The organism is Mesorhizobium wenxiniae (genome assembly GCF_002284535.1).
Taxonomy (GTDB): domain Bacteria; phylum Pseudomonadota; class Alphaproteobacteria; order Rhizobiales; family Rhizobiaceae; genus Mesorhizobium; species Mesorhizobium wenxiniae.
On the sequence record NZ_NPKH01000035.1, the window covers coordinates 131,442 to 148,761 of the forward strand.

Annotated in this window: 14 protein-coding genes and 2 pseudogenes; 15 read left to right on the top strand and 1 reads right to left on the bottom strand. The window is 57.4% G+C overall.

What is annotated here, in order from left to right:
• The 15 genes and pseudogenes from CIT31_RS27985 to CIT31_RS28055 all read left to right on the top strand — a co-directional run bounded on the left by CIT31_RS27985 (nt 1) and on the right by CIT31_RS28055 (nt 15,478).
• On the top strand, nt 1–951 hold the full coding sequence (locus CIT31_RS27985) for a carbohydrate ABC transporter permease (RefSeq protein ID WP_095521238.1): 951 nt from the start codon (nt 1–3) through the stop codon (nt 949–951).
• On the top strand, nt 951–1,784 hold the full coding sequence (locus CIT31_RS27990) for a carbohydrate ABC transporter permease (protein ID WP_029354774.1): 834 nt from the start codon (nt 951–953) through the stop codon (nt 1,782–1,784). The genes CIT31_RS27985 and CIT31_RS27990 overlap by 1 nt, the downstream gene beginning before the upstream one ends.
• 43 nt (nt 1,785–1,827) lie before the next feature.
• The gene (locus tag CIT31_RS27995; protein WP_029354776.1) at nt 1,828–3,078 is read left to right on the top strand and encodes an ABC transporter substrate-binding protein; all 1,251 of its coding nucleotides are present in this window, start codon (nt 1,828–1,830) and stop codon (nt 3,076–3,078) included.
• A 61-nt stretch (nt 3,079–3,139) separates the two neighbouring features.
• Complete coding sequence (locus CIT31_RS28000; RefSeq protein WP_091597850.1) at nt 3,140–3,949, top strand: phosphodiesterase; 810 nt, start codon at nt 3,140–3,142, stop codon at nt 3,947–3,949.
• Nucleotides 3,946–4,677 (top strand): HAD family hydrolase, encoded by a 732-nt coding sequence (locus CIT31_RS28005; RefSeq protein WP_051695327.1) that lies wholly within the window; start codon nt 3,946–3,948, stop codon nt 4,675–4,677. Before CIT31_RS28000 ends, CIT31_RS28005 begins: the two co-directional genes overlap by 4 nt.
• A 577-nt stretch (nt 4,678–5,254) precedes the next feature.
• Nucleotides 5,255–6,037 carry a metallophosphoesterase gene (locus CIT31_RS28010; RefSeq protein WP_029354781.1) on the top strand — a complete coding sequence of 261 codons (783 nt, stop codon included), beginning with the start codon at nt 5,255–5,257 and terminating at the stop codon, nt 6,035–6,037.
• Nucleotides 6,034–6,729: an HAD family hydrolase gene (locus CIT31_RS28015; protein WP_091597848.1), complete on the top strand. Its 696-nt coding sequence runs from the start codon at nt 6,034–6,036 to the stop codon at nt 6,727–6,729. The genes CIT31_RS28010 and CIT31_RS28015 overlap by 4 nt, the downstream gene beginning before the upstream one ends.
• 184 nt (nt 6,730–6,913) lie before the next feature.
• A pseudogene (locus CIT31_RS36185) lies at nt 6,914–7,063 on the top strand (hypothetical protein); the annotation flags it as partial.
• A 1,153-nt stretch (nt 7,064–8,216) separates the two neighbouring features.
• Nucleotides 8,217–9,407, top strand: a pseudogene (locus CIT31_RS28025) (IS256 family transposase); the annotation flags it as partial.
• Nucleotides 9,408–9,632: 225 nt separating this feature from the next.
• On the top strand, nt 9,633–10,352 hold the full coding sequence (locus CIT31_RS28030; RefSeq protein WP_029354792.1) for a GntR family transcriptional regulator: 720 nt from the start codon (nt 9,633–9,635) through the stop codon (nt 10,350–10,352).
• 1,025 nt (nt 10,353–11,377) lie between these two features.
• Complete coding sequence (locus CIT31_RS28035; RefSeq protein ID WP_095521241.1) at nt 11,378–12,664, top strand: DegT/DnrJ/EryC1/StrS family aminotransferase; 1,287 nt, start codon at nt 11,378–11,380, stop codon at nt 12,662–12,664.
• Between the two features lie 87 nt (nt 12,665–12,751).
• Entirely contained in the window at nt 12,752–13,438 is a 687-nt protein-coding gene (locus CIT31_RS28040) for an amino acid kinase family protein (protein ID WP_236370662.1), read from the top strand.
• The gene (locus CIT31_RS28045) at nt 13,435–14,265 is read left to right on the top strand and encodes a nucleoside-diphosphate kinase (protein WP_236370659.1); all 831 of its coding nucleotides are present in this window, start codon (nt 13,435–13,437) and stop codon (nt 14,263–14,265) included. The genes CIT31_RS28040 and CIT31_RS28045 overlap by 4 nt, the downstream gene beginning before the upstream one ends.
• Nucleotides 14,262–14,942 (top strand): methyltransferase, encoded by a 681-nt coding sequence (locus CIT31_RS28050; protein ID WP_029354798.1) that lies wholly within the window; start codon nt 14,262–14,264, stop codon nt 14,940–14,942. The genes CIT31_RS28045 and CIT31_RS28050 overlap by 4 nt, the downstream gene beginning before the upstream one ends.
• Nucleotides 14,939–15,478, top strand: coding sequence for a hypothetical protein (locus CIT31_RS28055; protein ID WP_051695334.1), 540 nt, complete (start codon nt 14,939–14,941; stop codon nt 15,476–15,478). The genes CIT31_RS28050 and CIT31_RS28055 overlap by 4 nt, the downstream gene beginning before the upstream one ends.
• 578 nt (nt 15,479–16,056) lie before the next feature.
• Here CIT31_RS28055 and CIT31_RS28060 read toward each other — a convergent pair.
• Complete coding sequence (locus CIT31_RS28060) at nt 16,057–16,845, bottom strand: MurR/RpiR family transcriptional regulator (protein ID WP_164746656.1); 789 nt, start codon at nt 16,843–16,845, stop codon at nt 16,057–16,059.
• Between the last annotated feature and the right edge of the window lie 475 nt (nt 16,846–17,320).

Genomic DNA, 17,320 nt, shown 5'->3' on the forward strand with positions numbered 1-17,320 from the left:
ATGGCCTTAGCCAACGACATTCCGCTCAGTTCCTTAGCTCCGAACACTGCAGGCAGGTACCGGCCGGCTCGGGCCCAGGCGCAAGCTGGCATAATTCTGTCCGTGCCGGCGACGCTGTTGCTTGTTGCCCTTGTCATCGGGCCCGCCATTCTTGTCTTCTTTCTGTCCTTCACGAATGCGTCGCTCGGCTTGGCCGGAATCCAATTCATCGGGGTTGCTAATTATACGCGCATGTTGACCGACCCTGGCTTTGCTCAGAGTCTGCGCAACACCGCGCTCTATGTGGCTGTGGTCGTGCCGACGGCAATCGGGTGGGGGCTGCTCGTCGCCGTTTTGATCGCTAGATCACGGTTCGCAGTTCTCTATCGAACCGCTTACTTTCTGCCCGTGGCTGCAAGCTTGGTTGCTCTCGCGACCGCGTGGGAAGCAATCCTGCATCCAAGTCTGGGTTTTGCCAACACGCTGCTGCAGCTCCTGGGCGCATCGCCCGTCAGGTTCCTGTCCGACCCGGCGACGGCCATATATGCGCTCGCGGCGATCGGCGTCTGGCAGTTGGTTGGCTTCAACATGATCCTTTTCCTGGCTGGCCTTTCGACCATTCCAGAGGAGCTCTACGAAGCTGCGACTATCGACGGGGCGGACAGGGGACTGAAGCGCTTCCTTCTGGTCACCTGGCCGATGCTGGCGCCAGTTACGGTGTTCGTCACCGTGATGACAATTATCCGCGCCTTTTCGGTTTTCGAAACGGTCGCGGTCCTCACACAGGGAGGGCCGATGAAATCTACCTCCGTCGTTCTTTACACTTTTTATGAAGAAGGTTTCCGCTTCTTCCGCGTCGGATATGCTTCTGCGATCTCCGTTTCCTTTTTTGTCTTCGTGACTTTCCTGTCGCTCGTCCAGATGCGCGTCTCCGAGCGTCGGGCGCGCTGGAAAGCAAATGGAGGCCAGTGATGATCCTGGGGCAATCTTCCTCTTCCCGCATTGTCTCGCATGCTGTGCTTGTCACCGGCGCGATCATCATGGTCTTTCCGTTTCTGTGGATGATCCTTGCCTCGCTGACGCCACAGAGCGAGATCTTTGACGGCAGCCTGCTTCCAACGCCGACCCTTCACGGCGCAATCGACAATTACGGCACTGCGCTCTCGGCAATTCCGCTGCTTCGGTTCATGGCAAATGGCTTTGTCGTGTGTCTGGCAATTCTTGTGTTGCAGATCGCGATCGCCATCCCATGCGGCTATGCGCTGGCCAAGCTGTCCTTCCCGGGCCGCCCTATTCTGCTTGTCGGCGTCCTGCTCGGCCTTCTGGTGCCGGTGCAGATACCAACCATCCCGATCTACATAGCCCTCGCAAAATCCGGACTGCTCGACAGCTATGCCGCTCTGGTTCTGCCCTGGATCATTTCGGTGTTTGCCATCTTCCTGTTCCGGCAGTTCTTCGTGACCTTTCCGGATGAGGTGCTCGACGCGGCGCGGCTCGACGGTTTCAGCGAGCTATCGATCGCCTGGCGGATCATGCTGCCAGCAGCTTGGCCGGCCGTCGTCTCCTTCTCGATCTTCTCTATCGTGGCCCATTGGAACGATCTTTATTGGCCAATGGTGGTGATAACCAATCCCGACATGATGACGGCTTCGCTCGGCATTGCCTATTTCCGGCAGGCCGGCGAGGGCGCCGGAAATGTCGGTGCGCTGATGGCGGGGGGCGTTCTCGTAACTGCTCCCTTGGTCTCTTTTTTCCTTCTCATGCAGAAACACTTCATCCGAGGTCTGGTGCTCGGCCGACACTAGCTCCGTCTCTAAAAACCCCCATCTCAAAACTCAGGAGAGCAATGTGAAAACAGTTGCAATGATCCTTGCTGCCGGTGTCGCAGCGGCAGCCATGCCAGCGCAAGCCGAGACGAAACTCAATGTCTATTACGCCTGGCCCGAACACGAAGTGATCCACAAGCCGATTGCAGACCGCTTCATGGCGGACCACCCGGAAATCAAGATCAGCTTCCGCGCTGCTGCGCCGAGTTATGACGAAGCTGTCCAGACGTTGATTCGTCAGAGCATGGCAGGCGAGTTGCCGGACGTTCACTATGTCGGCTTTAACGTGCTCCGTCCGCTCGTCACGCGCGGGCTCGTAAAGCCCATCGACGATCTCGTTGCCGCCGATCACCTGGCCGATAAGGGCTACACGGAACAAATCCTGTCTCTGGCAAGAATCGAGGGCCATCTGTACGGACTTCCCTTCGCCATGTCGACGCCGGTCGTTTATTACAATGCCGATCTCGTGAAGCAGGCGGGCGGCGACCCCGACAAGGTTCCGACCGATTGGGACAGCTTCGTCGCACTGGCCGGCAAGGTCGGTGCGCTCGGCAATGGAACGTCCGGCATGTATTACCAGCTCGGCTCGGACGACTGGGCCACGCAGAACCTGGTACGCAACTTCGGCGGCCAGATGATGAACGACAAGGAGAGCGACATCGCTTTTGACGGTCCTGCAGGCCAGGCTGCCGTCAAGCTGTTCAAGCGGTTCCACACCGACGGCGCTCAGCCGGCGATCGACTCCCATGCCGCCCGGCAGCTCTTCACCTCTGGCAAGCTCGGCTTCTTCTTCGCCTCTGCCGGCAGTGTGAGCGGTTTCGAAGGTGAAATTGGAGATCGGTTCAAGCTCCGCACAGCCAAGCAGCCGCTCGGCGCTGAAGATGCGACGATGCCGACGGGCGGCATGGTTGCGATAATCCTTACCGACGATCCCGCCAAGCGCGCCGCCGCCTGGGACTACGTCAAGTTCACCACAAGTCCTGAAGGCCAGAGCATTGTCGTGCCGAATACTGGTTATATGCCGACCAACACGCTTGCCCTCGACAAGGATCATCTCGCCGGCTTCTACGATAAGCACCCGAACTGGTACACCAGCGTGCTTCAGACGCCCCGCGCCCGCCCGTGGTTCTCCTGGCCTGGTGATAACGGCGTGCAGATCGGGGAGGTCCTCCGCGACGAGATGACGGCTATTGCGCTTGGATCCAAGGAACCGGAAGCCGCTCTCGCAGACATGGTGTCCGAGGTTCGCGCACTCCTGCCGAAAACGAACTGATCGCCTCGTCCGAGACGCTGCACGCTCCTGTGCGGCATCCCTCCCTTTTTCGGGATTATCCATGAAACTCATTCATCTGACCGACCCCCATCTTGTGCCGTTAGGCGCCATGCTCTTCGGCTTCGATCCTGCCCAACGGCTTCGCAAGACCATTGAGCGCATCAACCGCGATCACGCCGACGCCGAGCTTTGCGTCGTGACTGGCGATCTCACTGACGAGGGAGATTTCGCTTCCTATGTCCTACTTCGCGAGGTGCTGCAGGAACTGCGCGTGCCCGCCCGCCTTCTGCTCGGCAATCACGACAGCCGCGAGAATTTTGTTCGGGCGTTTCCTGGAGAGCCGCGCGATGAGAACGGCTTTATCCAGTCGGTTCACGACGGATCTGCCGGGCGCCTCATTTTTCTCGACACATTGGTGGAAGGTTTCGGTCATGGCTCCTTGGACGATGGTCGGCTCGAGTGGCTGCTGGCCCGGGTGGCCGAGGCGTCGGATGTGCGGGCCTACCTCTTCGTCCATCATCCGCTGCAGCCGATCGGCCTGCCGCATTTCGAACCCTGGAGCACCGAGAATTGGCGCCCGATCATGCAGGCGATTGTCAGCGCCGGCAATGTGCGGCACATTTTCCACGGCCATGTGCATGTCGATGTTGGCGGCACCTGGAGCGGCATCCCTTTCAGTGCAAACCGCGGCGTGGCGCATCAGATCATTCCACATTTCACGCGGAGAGACGCGGACTTCGTCGAGGATGCGCCCGCTTTTGACATCGCGATAATCGACGTTGATGGGGTCCTGGTGCATCGCTTCGAAGTTAGCGACCGACATGTGGTCGAGGTCTCCGCAGAAGGTTGGGTTCCCGAGGGCATGCAATGAATCAACAGGCCTCTTATGAACTGGTCATCTTCGATTGCGACGGCGTTCTGATCGATAGCGAGACGCTGGCAAGTCGAATCGATGCCGAAGAACTTACCCGCATTGGCTATCCCATGTCGTATTCTGATGTGATTCTGCGGTTTACCGGCCTTTCCTCAGCCACCATGCGGAAAATGATCGAAGAAGACTGGGGCCGCCCTCTACCCAGCGACTTCGACGTCATCGTGCAATCCCGGATAAAGGAAAGCTACCAGACGGAACTGCAAGCGATCAGCGGCATTGACCAACTCCTGCATCAGTTGCGATTGCCGCGCTGCGTCGCATCGAGCAGCGCCCCCGACAAGCTGCGGCTTGGTCTTGAACTGACGGAACTTTGGGCATACTTCCATCCCCACGTGTTCAGCTCCGCCATGGTAAAGGCCGGTAAGCCTGCACCGGACCTCTTCCTGTTCGCTGCCGCCCAGATGGGCACTAAGGCAGCGCGCTGCGTCGTTGTCGAGGACAGCATTGCAGGCGTTCGAGCCGGTGTGGCCGCGGGGATGATGGTGATCGGTTTCACCGCGGGCGGCCACTGCCACGACGACCACGGTCAACGATTGCTGTCAGCCGGCGCTGCGGTGGTCGCGCGATCAGCCGAAGAACTTAGCGTCCTGCTGATGACGAGCGAAGTCCAGCCCAATACAAAATGGCAGGAGGCGGACCCGGTGGCAGCAGGTGCCGTAAGGTGAACTGCAGCAGCTTCCCATCCACTCAACCCCACAAAAATGTCTTCCTATACCGACTGTCCCGGCGATTCCGTCCACTTGACATAAATCCGAACAAAGCTCCCTTGCATTCGATATCGGCGAAGTCTGACAGGCGGATGCGGCATGGGGCGGGCGCGCGCAAGCGACACTCAACGGTGTTCGACCGAGCTGCTCACAAATTACAATTGAGGGTCAAGAAGGAGCATTCGTGTCTGCGTGGGGGAACTCACCGGAGCTCGAAGCACAGGCCCGTGGCACCGTTTCGATGATGGACGAGTTACTTCATGATCAACCGAAAGCGATAGCGACCGAGGTCCCTTATGCGGCCCGAGCATTTACAACTCGCGACATTTATTGGCCGTTCGTCGGTCAACTGTTTGCTTGGAATCGAACACCTCGATCCGGGCGGCAGAGAGGGTCGACCCCTCACTGCTCACGGTTCGCTGTCAGACGCCTGGAATAGATGGTCACCACAACGACGACAATCAAGTGGCCTGACGCAGCAGCGGTCTCTTGTCCCACTTCCTCCCAGGGTCGGGCCCAATCTGAGTGTGGAGCAATGCAGAAAATCATTCATATCACGGATCCTCATTTTGTTGCCCCTGGCAAGACGCTTTACGGCATCGATCCGGCGCAGAGATTGCGCGACACCTTGGACCATGTCTCGCGCGTACACGCAGATGCCAAGCTCATCCTTATTACTGGCGATCTTGCTGATACAGGCGATCCAGCCGCTTACGCACTCTTGCGCGAGATCTTGTCGGAGGTCCGGCTCCCGGTCCATTTGACGATCGGCAACCACGATGACCGCGGCGCATTTCGAGGCGTATTCGGCGGGGAAGGATTCGTTCAGGCGGCTGTCGACTTGCACGACTGGCTCGTCGTCTTGCTCGACACAAAGGACGACATCAGCCATTTCGGTTGTCTTGACGGTGGCCGGTTTGAATGGCTGCAGGACCAGCTTTTCCGTGCCGCCGGCCGACCAGTCGTGGTTGCTATGCACCATACGCCGGCGGATTTGCATGTGCCTTGTTTTAAGACGAGCGATATGAAGGAGTCCGATCGGCTCCTTTCCATCCTTCGGAAAAACGCATCGGTCCGCCACATGCTCTTTGGTCACCGGCATGTTGCTGCAGCAGGCAGTTTGTCGGGCATATCGTTTACTGCCAGCCGTGGCACGGCGCAGCATATCGTTCTGGACTGGGAACAATATGGCAAGCCCATATTTGTGGCGGCTGCGCCATCATACGATGTCGTCATGTTGGACGGATCGGATGTCGTTGTCCATCGTCACGAGGGACTTGATCAGCTGCCTGTCATTCGTCCCGGTGATCCGAAATGATGGCTTCACCATCGATCAAAACGTCCGATCGGTCGCGGCCTCGACTGATCATCTTCGATTTTGACGGCACCCTTGCGGAGACGGAAATCGTAGCATCGGAGGTGATTTCGGCAAAACTTGCCGCGGAAGGTTTCCAGGTGCATCCAGATGAAATAACGGCAACGCTCTCCGGCGTTGAGCGAGACGATCAACAACGGCATCTGGAAAGACTTGTCGGTGTAAGCCTGCCGAAGAACTTCATGGAAACGGCCGCGGCTGAGATCCAGCTGGCCGCCTCTGGGATCCTGTCGGCGACACCTGGCGCGGTTGAACTGCTCCAGTGGCTTTCCATTCCCTTTTGTGTCGCATCGAACACATCTCGTTTCGAACTCATCCACCGCATGAGAGCCGCCAATCTCTTGGGGCTTGTAGGCTCACGGTTCTTCTCCTCCGATGACATCGGTGTCCGGAAGCCTGACCCTTCTGTGCTGCTATTGGCGGCGGAAATCATGGGCGTGTCTGCCAGAGAGTGCCTTGTCATTGAGGACAGCGTCATCGGTCTTAGTGCCGCGCGAAATGCAAATATGCGCTACTGCGCATTCGGGGGCGCCCGCCACCATACGAGTCGACTGAGGAATGACCTCCGGACCTTTGAGCCGGAGGCATTGTTGCTGAACTTGGCGGAACTTAAAGGTTTGCTTTGCCCAATGTAGAAAGAGGGCAGCGGCGTGGACGGTCCGCCCGCGCCTGCATCCGGAACACCATACCCCGGCGGGCAGTGCAATGGCGGACAGGTCATCAAGCTTGGTGCGGGATCCGGTATGCGGTCTGGTCGCCAGCGGGCCTAGCTCACAATCCAGAATCGCGCATTTTGTTGCCTAAAACCCCGAGCTTCTTGGGGACTTATCTATCTCCAAACTCGTAAGTCAAACAAACAGCGGAGAAGCGTCGGTTTTGCGTTTTTGCCGTACTCTTGGCCTCTCTGGGTTTCGCGAGTTCAGGGTGGCGTTACCGGGGAGATTGAGCGCGATAAAGCCCGGCGACTGACACAGCACCTCGCCACTGAACTCGCATGTAAGACCGGAAATTGCGAACCTGAGCGCGGCCTTCCTACATTCGGTTGAGGCCTCAGCTCGCCTTCTCGACTACGCCCAGATCGAGCGCCTGACGGAGCGACTACAGAGTGCTACGCGTGTCGAAGCTCTTGGTATGGGCGTCTCCGCAATCTGCGCAGAGCTACTGTCACAGCCGCCTGATCTGGCTGGGGACCCCGGATTGTGAACATCGCTCGCGGTCTGGCTCATGGGCTGGACGCTTCGGCTTATGCTATCGGCATCTCCTATGAAAGATATGAGCGAGAGGCCGTCGCCTTTCTCAGAACTGGCCGCGACCGAGGAGCGCATACGCTTGCAATAACGACGCGTGACAAATCGCCAGTCTCTGGGGTGGCGCATGAGGTGCTCCTACTCAGCTCCGGCGCGGGCCCTGGCCGAACCTGGACCGGCAACGCTTATGCCTTCAATGGCTCTTCTGAGTGAGTGCATCGCCGAGTGTCTGAAGGGGCACAGAAATCCCAATGCCTCGCGAACCAAAGCATAGCTGTGCGAACGCTTGGTAAGATCTCTGTTGGTGCCAACACCGCCTTCAGCGAAGCCTTCCTTTCGCTCTTCAGATCGCCAAGTGTAGTTTTAGTCGGAGCCGGGCCTCTCCGAGGGCAATGACAAGAGATGCCACCCCGGGAAGTTCCGTCAGAACGGTCGCTCCGTTAGTGACGACGGCCGTCGTGCGGCGACCACCGAAGTATGGTCTACGAACAAAGCGAGGGCCAAGCGCAAACTGGTGAAACGACAGATGTACGGCCGCGGCAAGTTGGATCTGCTAAGGGCCGTTAGTCGGCGCTGTAAAGAAATGTCACCGAGAGTGGGTCAAAGCCCCCGTGGTAAGCGCTCGCCGGGCGGAACTGGTCAGGGTTGCGCAGTCCGCTAGTCTAGCGTGGCGAAGCGACGAGCGCAGGAAATGGTTTGCGCGCAGCTCAGGTGCGTCGAGCGCCTAACGCCTCCTAGATCTTTCCGCGTCCGGTCCTCTGAGGCTTCCCGGTAGTGTGCTGAGAGTTCTGCAAATTCGCTGAGAGGGGGCGGTCATGGCAGGCTGGTGATGTTCAACGTCACCTGATTCCCGCGAAGGAACGCCACCATGACCCAAGACTGAAAGTAAGACCGCCAGCGCCGCCGTCAAAGACATTCTGCTTTCGGACCCGCAAGGTCTGCACGAAGTGATCCGGGCGGTGATGCAGGAGGTGCTCGAGGCCGAGATGGACGAGGCTCTGGGTGCTTCGAAAGGCGAGCGCACACCGGAGCGGCTCGGCTATCGCTCGGGTTATTATGGCCGCACTCTTGTCACCCGTGTCGGCAAGCTTGAGCTGCGAGTTCCGCAGGACCGGGCCGGCCGCTTCTCCACCGAGCTTTTCGAGCGTTACCAGCGTTCGGAGCGGGCCTTGGTGGCCACGCTTGCGGAGATGTATGTGCAGGGCGTGTCGACCCGCAAGGTCAAGGCGATAACGGAAGAGCTGTGCGGCCATGCCTTCTCGGCCTCGTCCATCTCGGCCATCAACAAACGCCTGGACGAGAGCCTGAAAGCGTTTGCCGAGCGCCCGCTTCAAGAGCCTTTTGCCTACCTCATCCTCGATGCTCGCTACGAGAAGGTGCGCGAGGCCGGCATCGTCATGAGCCAGGCGGTGCTGATCGCTGTCGGCATAGACTGGGACGGCCGGCGTCAGATCCTGGCCGTGGAGATGGCCAATCGTGAGAGCCGCTCGGCCTGGAGGGACTTTCTCGTTGGCTTGAAGGCGCGCGGCCTCAAGGGCGTCGAGCTGGTCGTGTCAGACGATCATGCCGGCCTGGTCGCGGCGATCGGCGAGGTGATCCCGGAAGCGGCATGGCAGCGCTGCTACGTGCACTTCCTCAGGAACGCGCTCGATCACCTGCCGAGAAAGCATGGCGACGATTGCCTGCAGGAACTGCGCTGGCTCTACGACCGGCGCGATCTCGCCGAGGCCAAGGCCGATCTCGCCGCATGGCTTTCCAAATGGTCGGCCCGCTACCCACGACTGACGACATGGGTGGAGGAGACCATCGAGTACACGCTGACCTTCTTTCGTCTGCCACGCCAGCACCACAAGCATCTCAAGAGCACCAACATGCTTGAACGGCTCAACGAGGAAATCCGGCGCCGCACCTATATCGTGCGCATCTTTCCAAACTCACAGAGCTGCCTACGCCTCGTCAGGGCGCTGGCCGTCGAAACCAACGAAAACTGGATGGAGGCCAACCGCTACATCAACATGGACGACCTGCGCGAGCACAAGAAGCTCACTCTGCGCCAAGCCGCATGACCAGCACCATGGCCGCCCCTTTTTGCAGAACTTGACGCACACAACCGGCTTCCGCATCCGAGCGCCGCGGCTGGCCATGGTCACACCTCATACGCATGGTGTATGCAGCTGAGGCGGCGCGCGGTGCATGCGTCATGTCCGGATGTCGAGAAATAGCACGCCGCAGAAACTCAAATTCTGCTAATCGAACGTTCAAAGGACGTCGAAAAAAGGGGAAGCGTAGAGATGTGGTTCTGCAAAAATGCGGCCCAATGTCGTCGGACAGAAATGCCCAGTTTGGCTATTGAAGCCAAGAAGAACGCAAAAGCCGATGCAGCCTACGACGCGGTACTTCAATTGCTCTACAGCAAATCCCACATGCCGGGGCAGCATCTCAGCGATAAAGAGCTAGCGTCCGACCTCAACATCGGCCGGACTCCTATACGCGAAGCACTTATCCGACTTGCAGCGGAAGGGAAGATCGTGTCCTTTCCTCAAAGGGGCTACTTTACGAGACCTCTGGTCGAGTGGGTTCTATTGGACTCGTATGTGGTGGCGCGCGAAACACTTACCTTCGCCCTAACTCGTACACGGACTCACCCTCTCGACCGAACCGCCCCCTCTGGTGAGTTATCTCCAACGGAGCTCGCTCTTCGAGCGGAAGAAATATTCACTGACATAGCTCTGGGGGCATGTAATTGCGAAATCTGCCATATCATCGACAAGTTCTGTTTCTGCTCTCATGCCCTTCGCATGGAAATAACCGCGTCTGAGCTTTCCCCGGCTTTTCGAACCAGTCTTGCAAGGCTAACTGACGCAATGCCTCAGCTCGGCAAGACTACGAGCGCAGTGGCATCCGCATTGACTAACCACCTTGATGTAGAACAGCGCGCAGTGTCGCGCGCTTTGCAAAATATGAGCAGGAGACAGCTGGCAAACTTCACGTTTACAAAGAAGTATTGGTGAGCGATTTTCGCCGACATCAGCCGAGTAGCTGAGCCATTCGGCTTGGGCCGTCGCAGGAGGGCTGCGGGTCCCGTGCGATATGATGCTGGAGGCGGTCAAGACACGCTTCGGATCGACGAGGGTGCCTCATCCGATCGAGACCTGTCGGAAAATGGCACCCCTACACCGGCAAGGAACACGCGCCTTCGCCTCTGCGCTGACCGCGTTACTTGCTCCACGCCCGTGAAGCGCCCCACTCCAGCGACGTGTCGGAAGCCTGGGTCAAAACCTTCAGCGTGATTGCGTTCGCATCACTCCTTGCATGATCACCCATGGTTCTCCGCCAGATCGCCCGGTGGGATGACTACAACGAGATACATCCTCACTGAGCGCTCAGAATACGATCCCGGGAGAGGTCATTCTGACACAAACCCACTAGCCGGAGTGTTCGCGAAAGGGGCTACTAACATTGGACGCCGGCCCTCGGTCCGGCGAGTGCTTCAACCAATTACGGAAGCTCGGGGTGCTCCCAGCTCGCCAAGGTTGGCTGATTATCTGGCCCGCGGCTTTGGCGGGATGATATTCCTGCGCATCCGCGCTGCGCTTTTTATCTTTTAAATGGTGCCGGTACGAGAGGCTGAAAAAGCAACCTCGCGTTGTCACTTCCGATACTAAAATATCTCAGATAGGGGGCTAAAGGTAGGCGGAGAATAAATAATATATCCATAAATATATTTCAGAGGACCACTTCCCATTCTTGTCAGGGGCTATTAGGTGTTGATTTACGAAGGAGGGACTGAATCGTTCAGCGAGTTCATTTCCGACGAGGTTGACGCCTCATACGCCGGTTGCGAGCTTGAAAGCTCTTTCCTGAACTCAACGTAGCGAGGGCGCTACGGCGCCCAGCCTGTTCTCAGGAGCGACTCTGCTCTTGTGGGTTAGCCGAGCCTCGTTGCAAGACGCAAAAGTATGCGAGAGACGGTTCGGTTCGGCTCGTGACTTCGCGAGTGGCCGATGGCCGATGTAACACAACCAGGCTTGATCATATGACCAAGGATGTAAGCTTAGCCACGGCAGCAAGCACACGATGCGTCCACCAGAAGGACACTTCTCTTGCGCTCTTTGGAGGAGATCCCACGGTGCCGGCTGGGCGAGTTGTTCTTTGGCCAGCTGCGAAACGTAAACATTTGAAGGCGCTCGCAAATGTTGTCGAAAGCGGCAAATATCATCGCGTCAATCACCCTATGGTGATTGAGCTCGAAAAGCGGCTAGCGGATTGGTCGGGTAACTGGTCTGTGCGCGCCGTTGGAAGCGGCACAGCCGCTATTCACGTGGCTCTCGACTACTACCGGAACCGAGGTCGCCGAGTCGTTACGTCGGCTTTGAACTGGCCGGGAGCCGTCGGCCCAATCGCGATCAGTGGACTCGAACCGGTCTTTGTCGATGTTGAGCCAGACCTTGCCGGAGTTGATGAGAAGATGGCGGCCTCCCTCATCAAGCCAGGTGACGCGGCGACGCTCATAACTCATCTGTTCGGAAATAACCTCTTGGTTCCCAGCTTGAGATTCGCGGCGCGAGCGCGAGGCGTGGCGATTATCGATGATGTTTGCCAATCAATTGGCGCTGCGAAAGATATTGTCAATGGAGCTTACTTGGAGAGCGATGCACTCTCTCTCTCCGGCAACGGAGCTAAACACCTCGGGGCAGGTGAGCTTGGATTTGTCCTGACGAGGGACCCTGCTCTGATCCACCATGTAGATAATGTTTCGCTGACAAGCTCGTCGCGATGTGGAGCTAGGATATTCTCCCCGAACTCCAAAGGCTACAATTACCGACCCAATGTATTCTCTGCTGCCATTGCTAATCACAGGCTCAAGCAGCTTGACCGGCAGCTTAAAAAAAGGCGAAGGAATGCTAGGTTCCTTTGGCAGGAGATTGGCCACCTCTCAGGGCTTCTGCCTCTTTTCGATCCAGCAGATCATCAACAATCGATGCTGAATCTCCCGTTGCGTCTTGAGCCGGAAAAGCTCGGTTTTCTACCTGGCCCTACGGCCAGGGATTTCATCATTAAGCTTCTTCAAGCCGAGGGAGTTCCCGTTGCGGTCTGGCTGACGAAGCCCGTCTTTGAATATCTGCCGGATATCTGCGGCCAATGGTCAAGGACCGATTTTCCAAACGCCATGAAGATATTGAACACCATGTTTTACGTGTCGGAGATCGCTCCACCAAACGACGTTGAAGTGATGAAATTGTACGCGGCCGCGTTTCAAAAGGTCTGGGCAGCGCTTCCAAACCTAGCTTCAAAAATTCCTGAGATCGTATCTGTTGCCTGAGGGCGGGATGGCAAGCCGATGGACTGCTCAATAAAAGGTTTTCCACCATATGGCTTTTCGATTGTTCTCAAATTCGGCGGGAGCATCATGCGTGATCTTGCCGTGTGTAAGCTCGCACTGGCTGAACTTGAGCGTCTCGCCGATAAGGGCCATCGAATCCTACTTGTTCCAGGCGGCGGCATCCCGGACAAAGCAATTGAGGCGATTGATGCAGCCGAGCGATTAGATCCGTGTACCGCGCATCATGCGTGTGCTCTAGCACAGGACCAAACGGGGTATTTGCTTGCGGATGCCGCCTTCTCTTCCAAACTAGTTCCATCGGCCAGCCTAGGCGAATGCCGAACTCTCGCGAGACTTGGGAAGATTCCAGTGCTGCTGCCTTCCCGTTTGCTGTTTGCGGCTGACCCAGTGGAATGGAGTTGGGACGTCACATCCGACGCCGTTGCCGCGTGGATCGCTTGGTTAACTGGGGCACCACAGCTGGTGATTTTGACAGATGTCGATGGCGTGCATCGCGGTGGAGCAACCGACGATCCCGCTGCACTTATAGAGCAGATCGCTGCTCAAGATCTTGTCCTTCTCGGCCACACCTCGATTGACGCCTGCGCGGTCGAATTCATGGCGAAGAAAAGCCTTCCCGGCGTTGTGATTAATGCCCGTCATCCCGCTCGTCTCGCCGATTGGCTGGAAGGGAGACGCGTTAGAGCGACTAGGATCACCGTCGCGAGCAGGAAGGCCCATATCACAAGCGACCCTTTGGGGGGGGCGGCATGATGTCATCCACGGCGCTGATAGTGTATGGCCCGGAAGTCGCGCGCTCTGGCCTAACCTCGCTGCTCGACGAATTTATTCGCCGGCGAACCGGTTTGGAACTCTCGGAACGGTTCTTTTCGATTCATAGTCGCAAATCCATTGATGCGTTTTATACCCTTACCTGTTCCACCGGCGGGAAGCATTGGCCATTGGTGCTGGACTTATTCGACATGCGTCCGGTTTGCGCCACGATCTGGAGCGGACCTAATGCGCTGCACTTGTCGCAAAAACTGAAGGGTAACACACAGCCGGCCCAGGCTTTATCCGGCACCGTACGTAGTCTCTTTTTCTGCGATAATCCCGTGACGAACCTCCTTCATGTGAGCGATAGTCATCAAGTAATGGATGCTGAGCTGAGAATACTTAGGTGCCGGTCGTTGGGCGACGAAGCGACTGCTTGGATTTCTCTCGATTCCGGCTACATTGCCCATTCATCTTTCCAAATGTTGCTAAACGTTCTCGGCGACAGGGGAGCTGCGCCGATGCCGGACAATCGGAGTGATGGTAGCGCGTTTGCCCACGCAAGATTCTGTTACGACAGAGCACTCCTAACCGCAGCAAAGTCGGGCCTAACGACAGCCGTCCAGCGGTATTTCCAGGGGGATCGAGCCGGTCTAGAAGGCCTCTTCCGGTATGCACCCCTCCGCTCATCTTGGGACCGCCTCATTCTTGAGGCCGGTCTGTTTTCAATGCCTCTTTGGAATTGCTTACTGAAGCGAACCGTTGATGCCGTCGAGCCGGGAAAACAACCAGGCATGGCACCGCGCCGGAAGGCCGGAGAACAATGAGCGAACTTGATCGTATCAGGACAACGCTCCGGACAAGTCAACAAGCCACTTTCCCGCGTCAGATGCAGGCATTCGGACTGGATCTGGTCGTACAGGAAGGGGTTTTTCCTCCAGAGCACTTCCAGAGTTGGCGTTGGATTAGCGAGAATTTTCCCCCATTCGACGGAAAGACCGTCTTAGAAATCGGCTGCGGTTTCGGTCTTCCCGGCCTTCTGTTGGCAAAGACTGGCGCGCTGTCGTTGCTGACTTGTGACATCAATCCGAGGGCCGTCGCGAACACGTTGGAGAATGCTGCAAGAAACGGCATTAGTAACGTCGAGGTCATCGCAAGCGATATATTTAACAATGTTCCACCTGGCAGAAGGTTCGACATCATATTTTGGAACTACCCGTCGAGCTACGCTCCAGAAGATTACGAGTTTGTCCACGACCTGGAAGGTGGTGCGATCGATCCAGGGTACAACTTGCTCGAGAGATTTCTTTCAGATGGCCCAAGGTTCCTTACGGAATCAGGTCGTATCGTTCTTGGGTTCGGCACTAATGCCCGTGACGACCTTCTTGAAAAGATTGCGGGTTCAAATGATCTCACATCTGTGCTTCTGCGAGCCGGGACCTATCCCGACGTCAACGTAACTTACAGGCTGTTCTCAATATCAAAGAAGGCCACAAGCGCATGATGCCCGAGCTGATGCGCATTGCGTTGGTCGCCATTTCGCGCAATCGGAGCAAAGATAGCTGGGTAGCGGGCAGTAGCGTCCTTTCGCAGTTCATCCAGCGTGCGCCGAACGACATTGACATTCATCATGTCAATTTGGCCGCATTCAATCAGGCTGTGGATAAGGATACCAGGGCTCTGGCGGACGCGGGGTTCTCCATTGCCACATCGCGACCTGCCGACGCGGAGCTGGAGATCGTATTCTTGAGATCGAACGGGACCCTGGCGATAAATTGGGTTCTCGAACAGGAACGACCGACGGCGTTAATCAACGATCCGCTTTTTGGGACAAGGGCGAGTTTCGCGGACGTCATCGCGCGAAAGGTCGAGATGCACCTGGAGAACCACCATTCGAAGCACAGGGATGATCTCCTTGCACTCCTGGAGCATTCCGCCTCAATCTCGGCCGAAATGAGTCTGGACCAATTGGTTGGTAGCATCTCCGCGCTAGACCTCGCGAAATACGTCAATACCAACCTTCGTGGCAGCACGCGATAGATGTCAGCCCCCAATCTCCCAGGAATTCCCGAACACCGTGGCAAACGTAGAAGTGGACATGGAAGAAGCTCGACCTGGTCCACCGATCTGTCGACCGGCAAAAGGAGCCGCTGACTTGCTGTCGGTGAAGAAGGAAGCTAGGATCTTGCCTGCCTTCCTGCGTCCCACGCTGCTGCGGCCGACCCATGCCCTCTCGAGGCCCTCCAGCGCCACTCAGTCGGCGAGCGCGCCGTCGAACCTTGCGCATGGACCGCCTAGGTCACGGAGTCGACCTGGTGCTGCAGCCTTGCCCAACGACGAGGAACCTGCCTTGTCCTCCGGTTTGATCCCGGTGTAGTAGTTCGTCAGCTTCTCAATTGTTGAAGCTTCCCCTATGATCACCAAACACCCGCGCGCCGTGGCAAGAGGGTTGCTCGGTGAGTTCGTCGTTTCCATGTAACAAGCACGCAGTACGCACAGTCGAAAGTGCGGTTCAAGTTTATCGCTTCAATGGCTCGTGCACGCGAGCACGCGCGACGAAGACCGAGGTGGGATCCGGAAATAACCTCGGAACTGCCCGAATTGGCCTTGGTGGGGATTCAGACTTCCGCCATCTGCAGACACTGGCAAAGATATTCGCTCAGCAACACCAGAGGCGGCACGTGCATCGCCGACCCGGCCTGTGGCCAAGCCTCAGCCGAGGTAAACAATACCACCTCGTCCGCAGTCCGGGCGATCGGGCAGTCAACGCGGGTCGTAATGGCAATCGTGTATGCTCCGGTTTCGCGCGCAATAGCCAGAAAATCCTTGGTTTCCACAGTGTGGCCACGCGACGAAATGCCAATGGCGAGGCTCAACGAGCCAAGCCCTCGCGCGAGAGCGTGAGACACGGTGGCGGACCCCGAGCAATGTGCGGGGAAACCTAGGCAGATCAGTCGCATGGCCAGAATATCAGCGCAGACGGATGACGGCCCCGTGCCGAACAGTTCGACGCGTCGGGCCGCTCGGATGCGGTTGGCAAACCCACTAATTTGAAGGTCGTCAAAACCACGAGCGGACGCGGAAATTGAGTTTTGTAAAGCAGAACTGAGGATGGCGATCCGAGGAGCTGTGTCTACAGCTTCTGATGGCGCGCGTTCAGCCAGTTCGCCGCTCAACTTCCGCCGCTCAATTTCGCCGCTGAGCGCAATCTTAAACTCGCGAAATCCCGAGAGTCCCAAGGTTCGGCAAAATCTTACAATTGAAGCAGAACCGGTAGCGGTGTTGCGCGCAAGGTCGGCAATGGACAGCGCCAGAACAGCCTCGGGGTCTTGTGCAACATACAGAGCTATACGTGCGAGCGCATTCGGAGCCGTGTTAATTGCATCATAGATGATGTCTAGCAGCAATTTCTGTGTATGTCGGGGCTTCCGCATGTGTCTTAGTGTTCGTTCCAAGCTGGCAGTCGACCCGCGAAGGCCTAGCAAAGCCCTGCATATTCGAGTCTCGCTGACGGTTCACTGACGCAGATCATAGACAAGGTCGATATCGGATTCCGGCTGCCGCTCCGTTCGCGCCCATGTCTCGGCAGTCGGGGCAATGGACGCGAGGGCATGCGCTCGGCCGCTCGCGAGGCGGTCTTGCGAGTGGCCTCGTTTAACGACGTCTCCTGGCCCGATGCTGTCAATGGAGCTTACTTTACTGGCTGCGCATGCGCCGCGCAAACCGTGGTGTCCTCGTCGTCAGGGCAGTGGGGACGACTGCACGGCAACGCAAGCGGTGCCGTCTGGGAAAATATATTCATTAGTATATTGGCGACATAACCAATCTTACTTGCGTTCTTCTATGATTAGGTTCATCGTCCGATCGAAAACGGGGGCATGA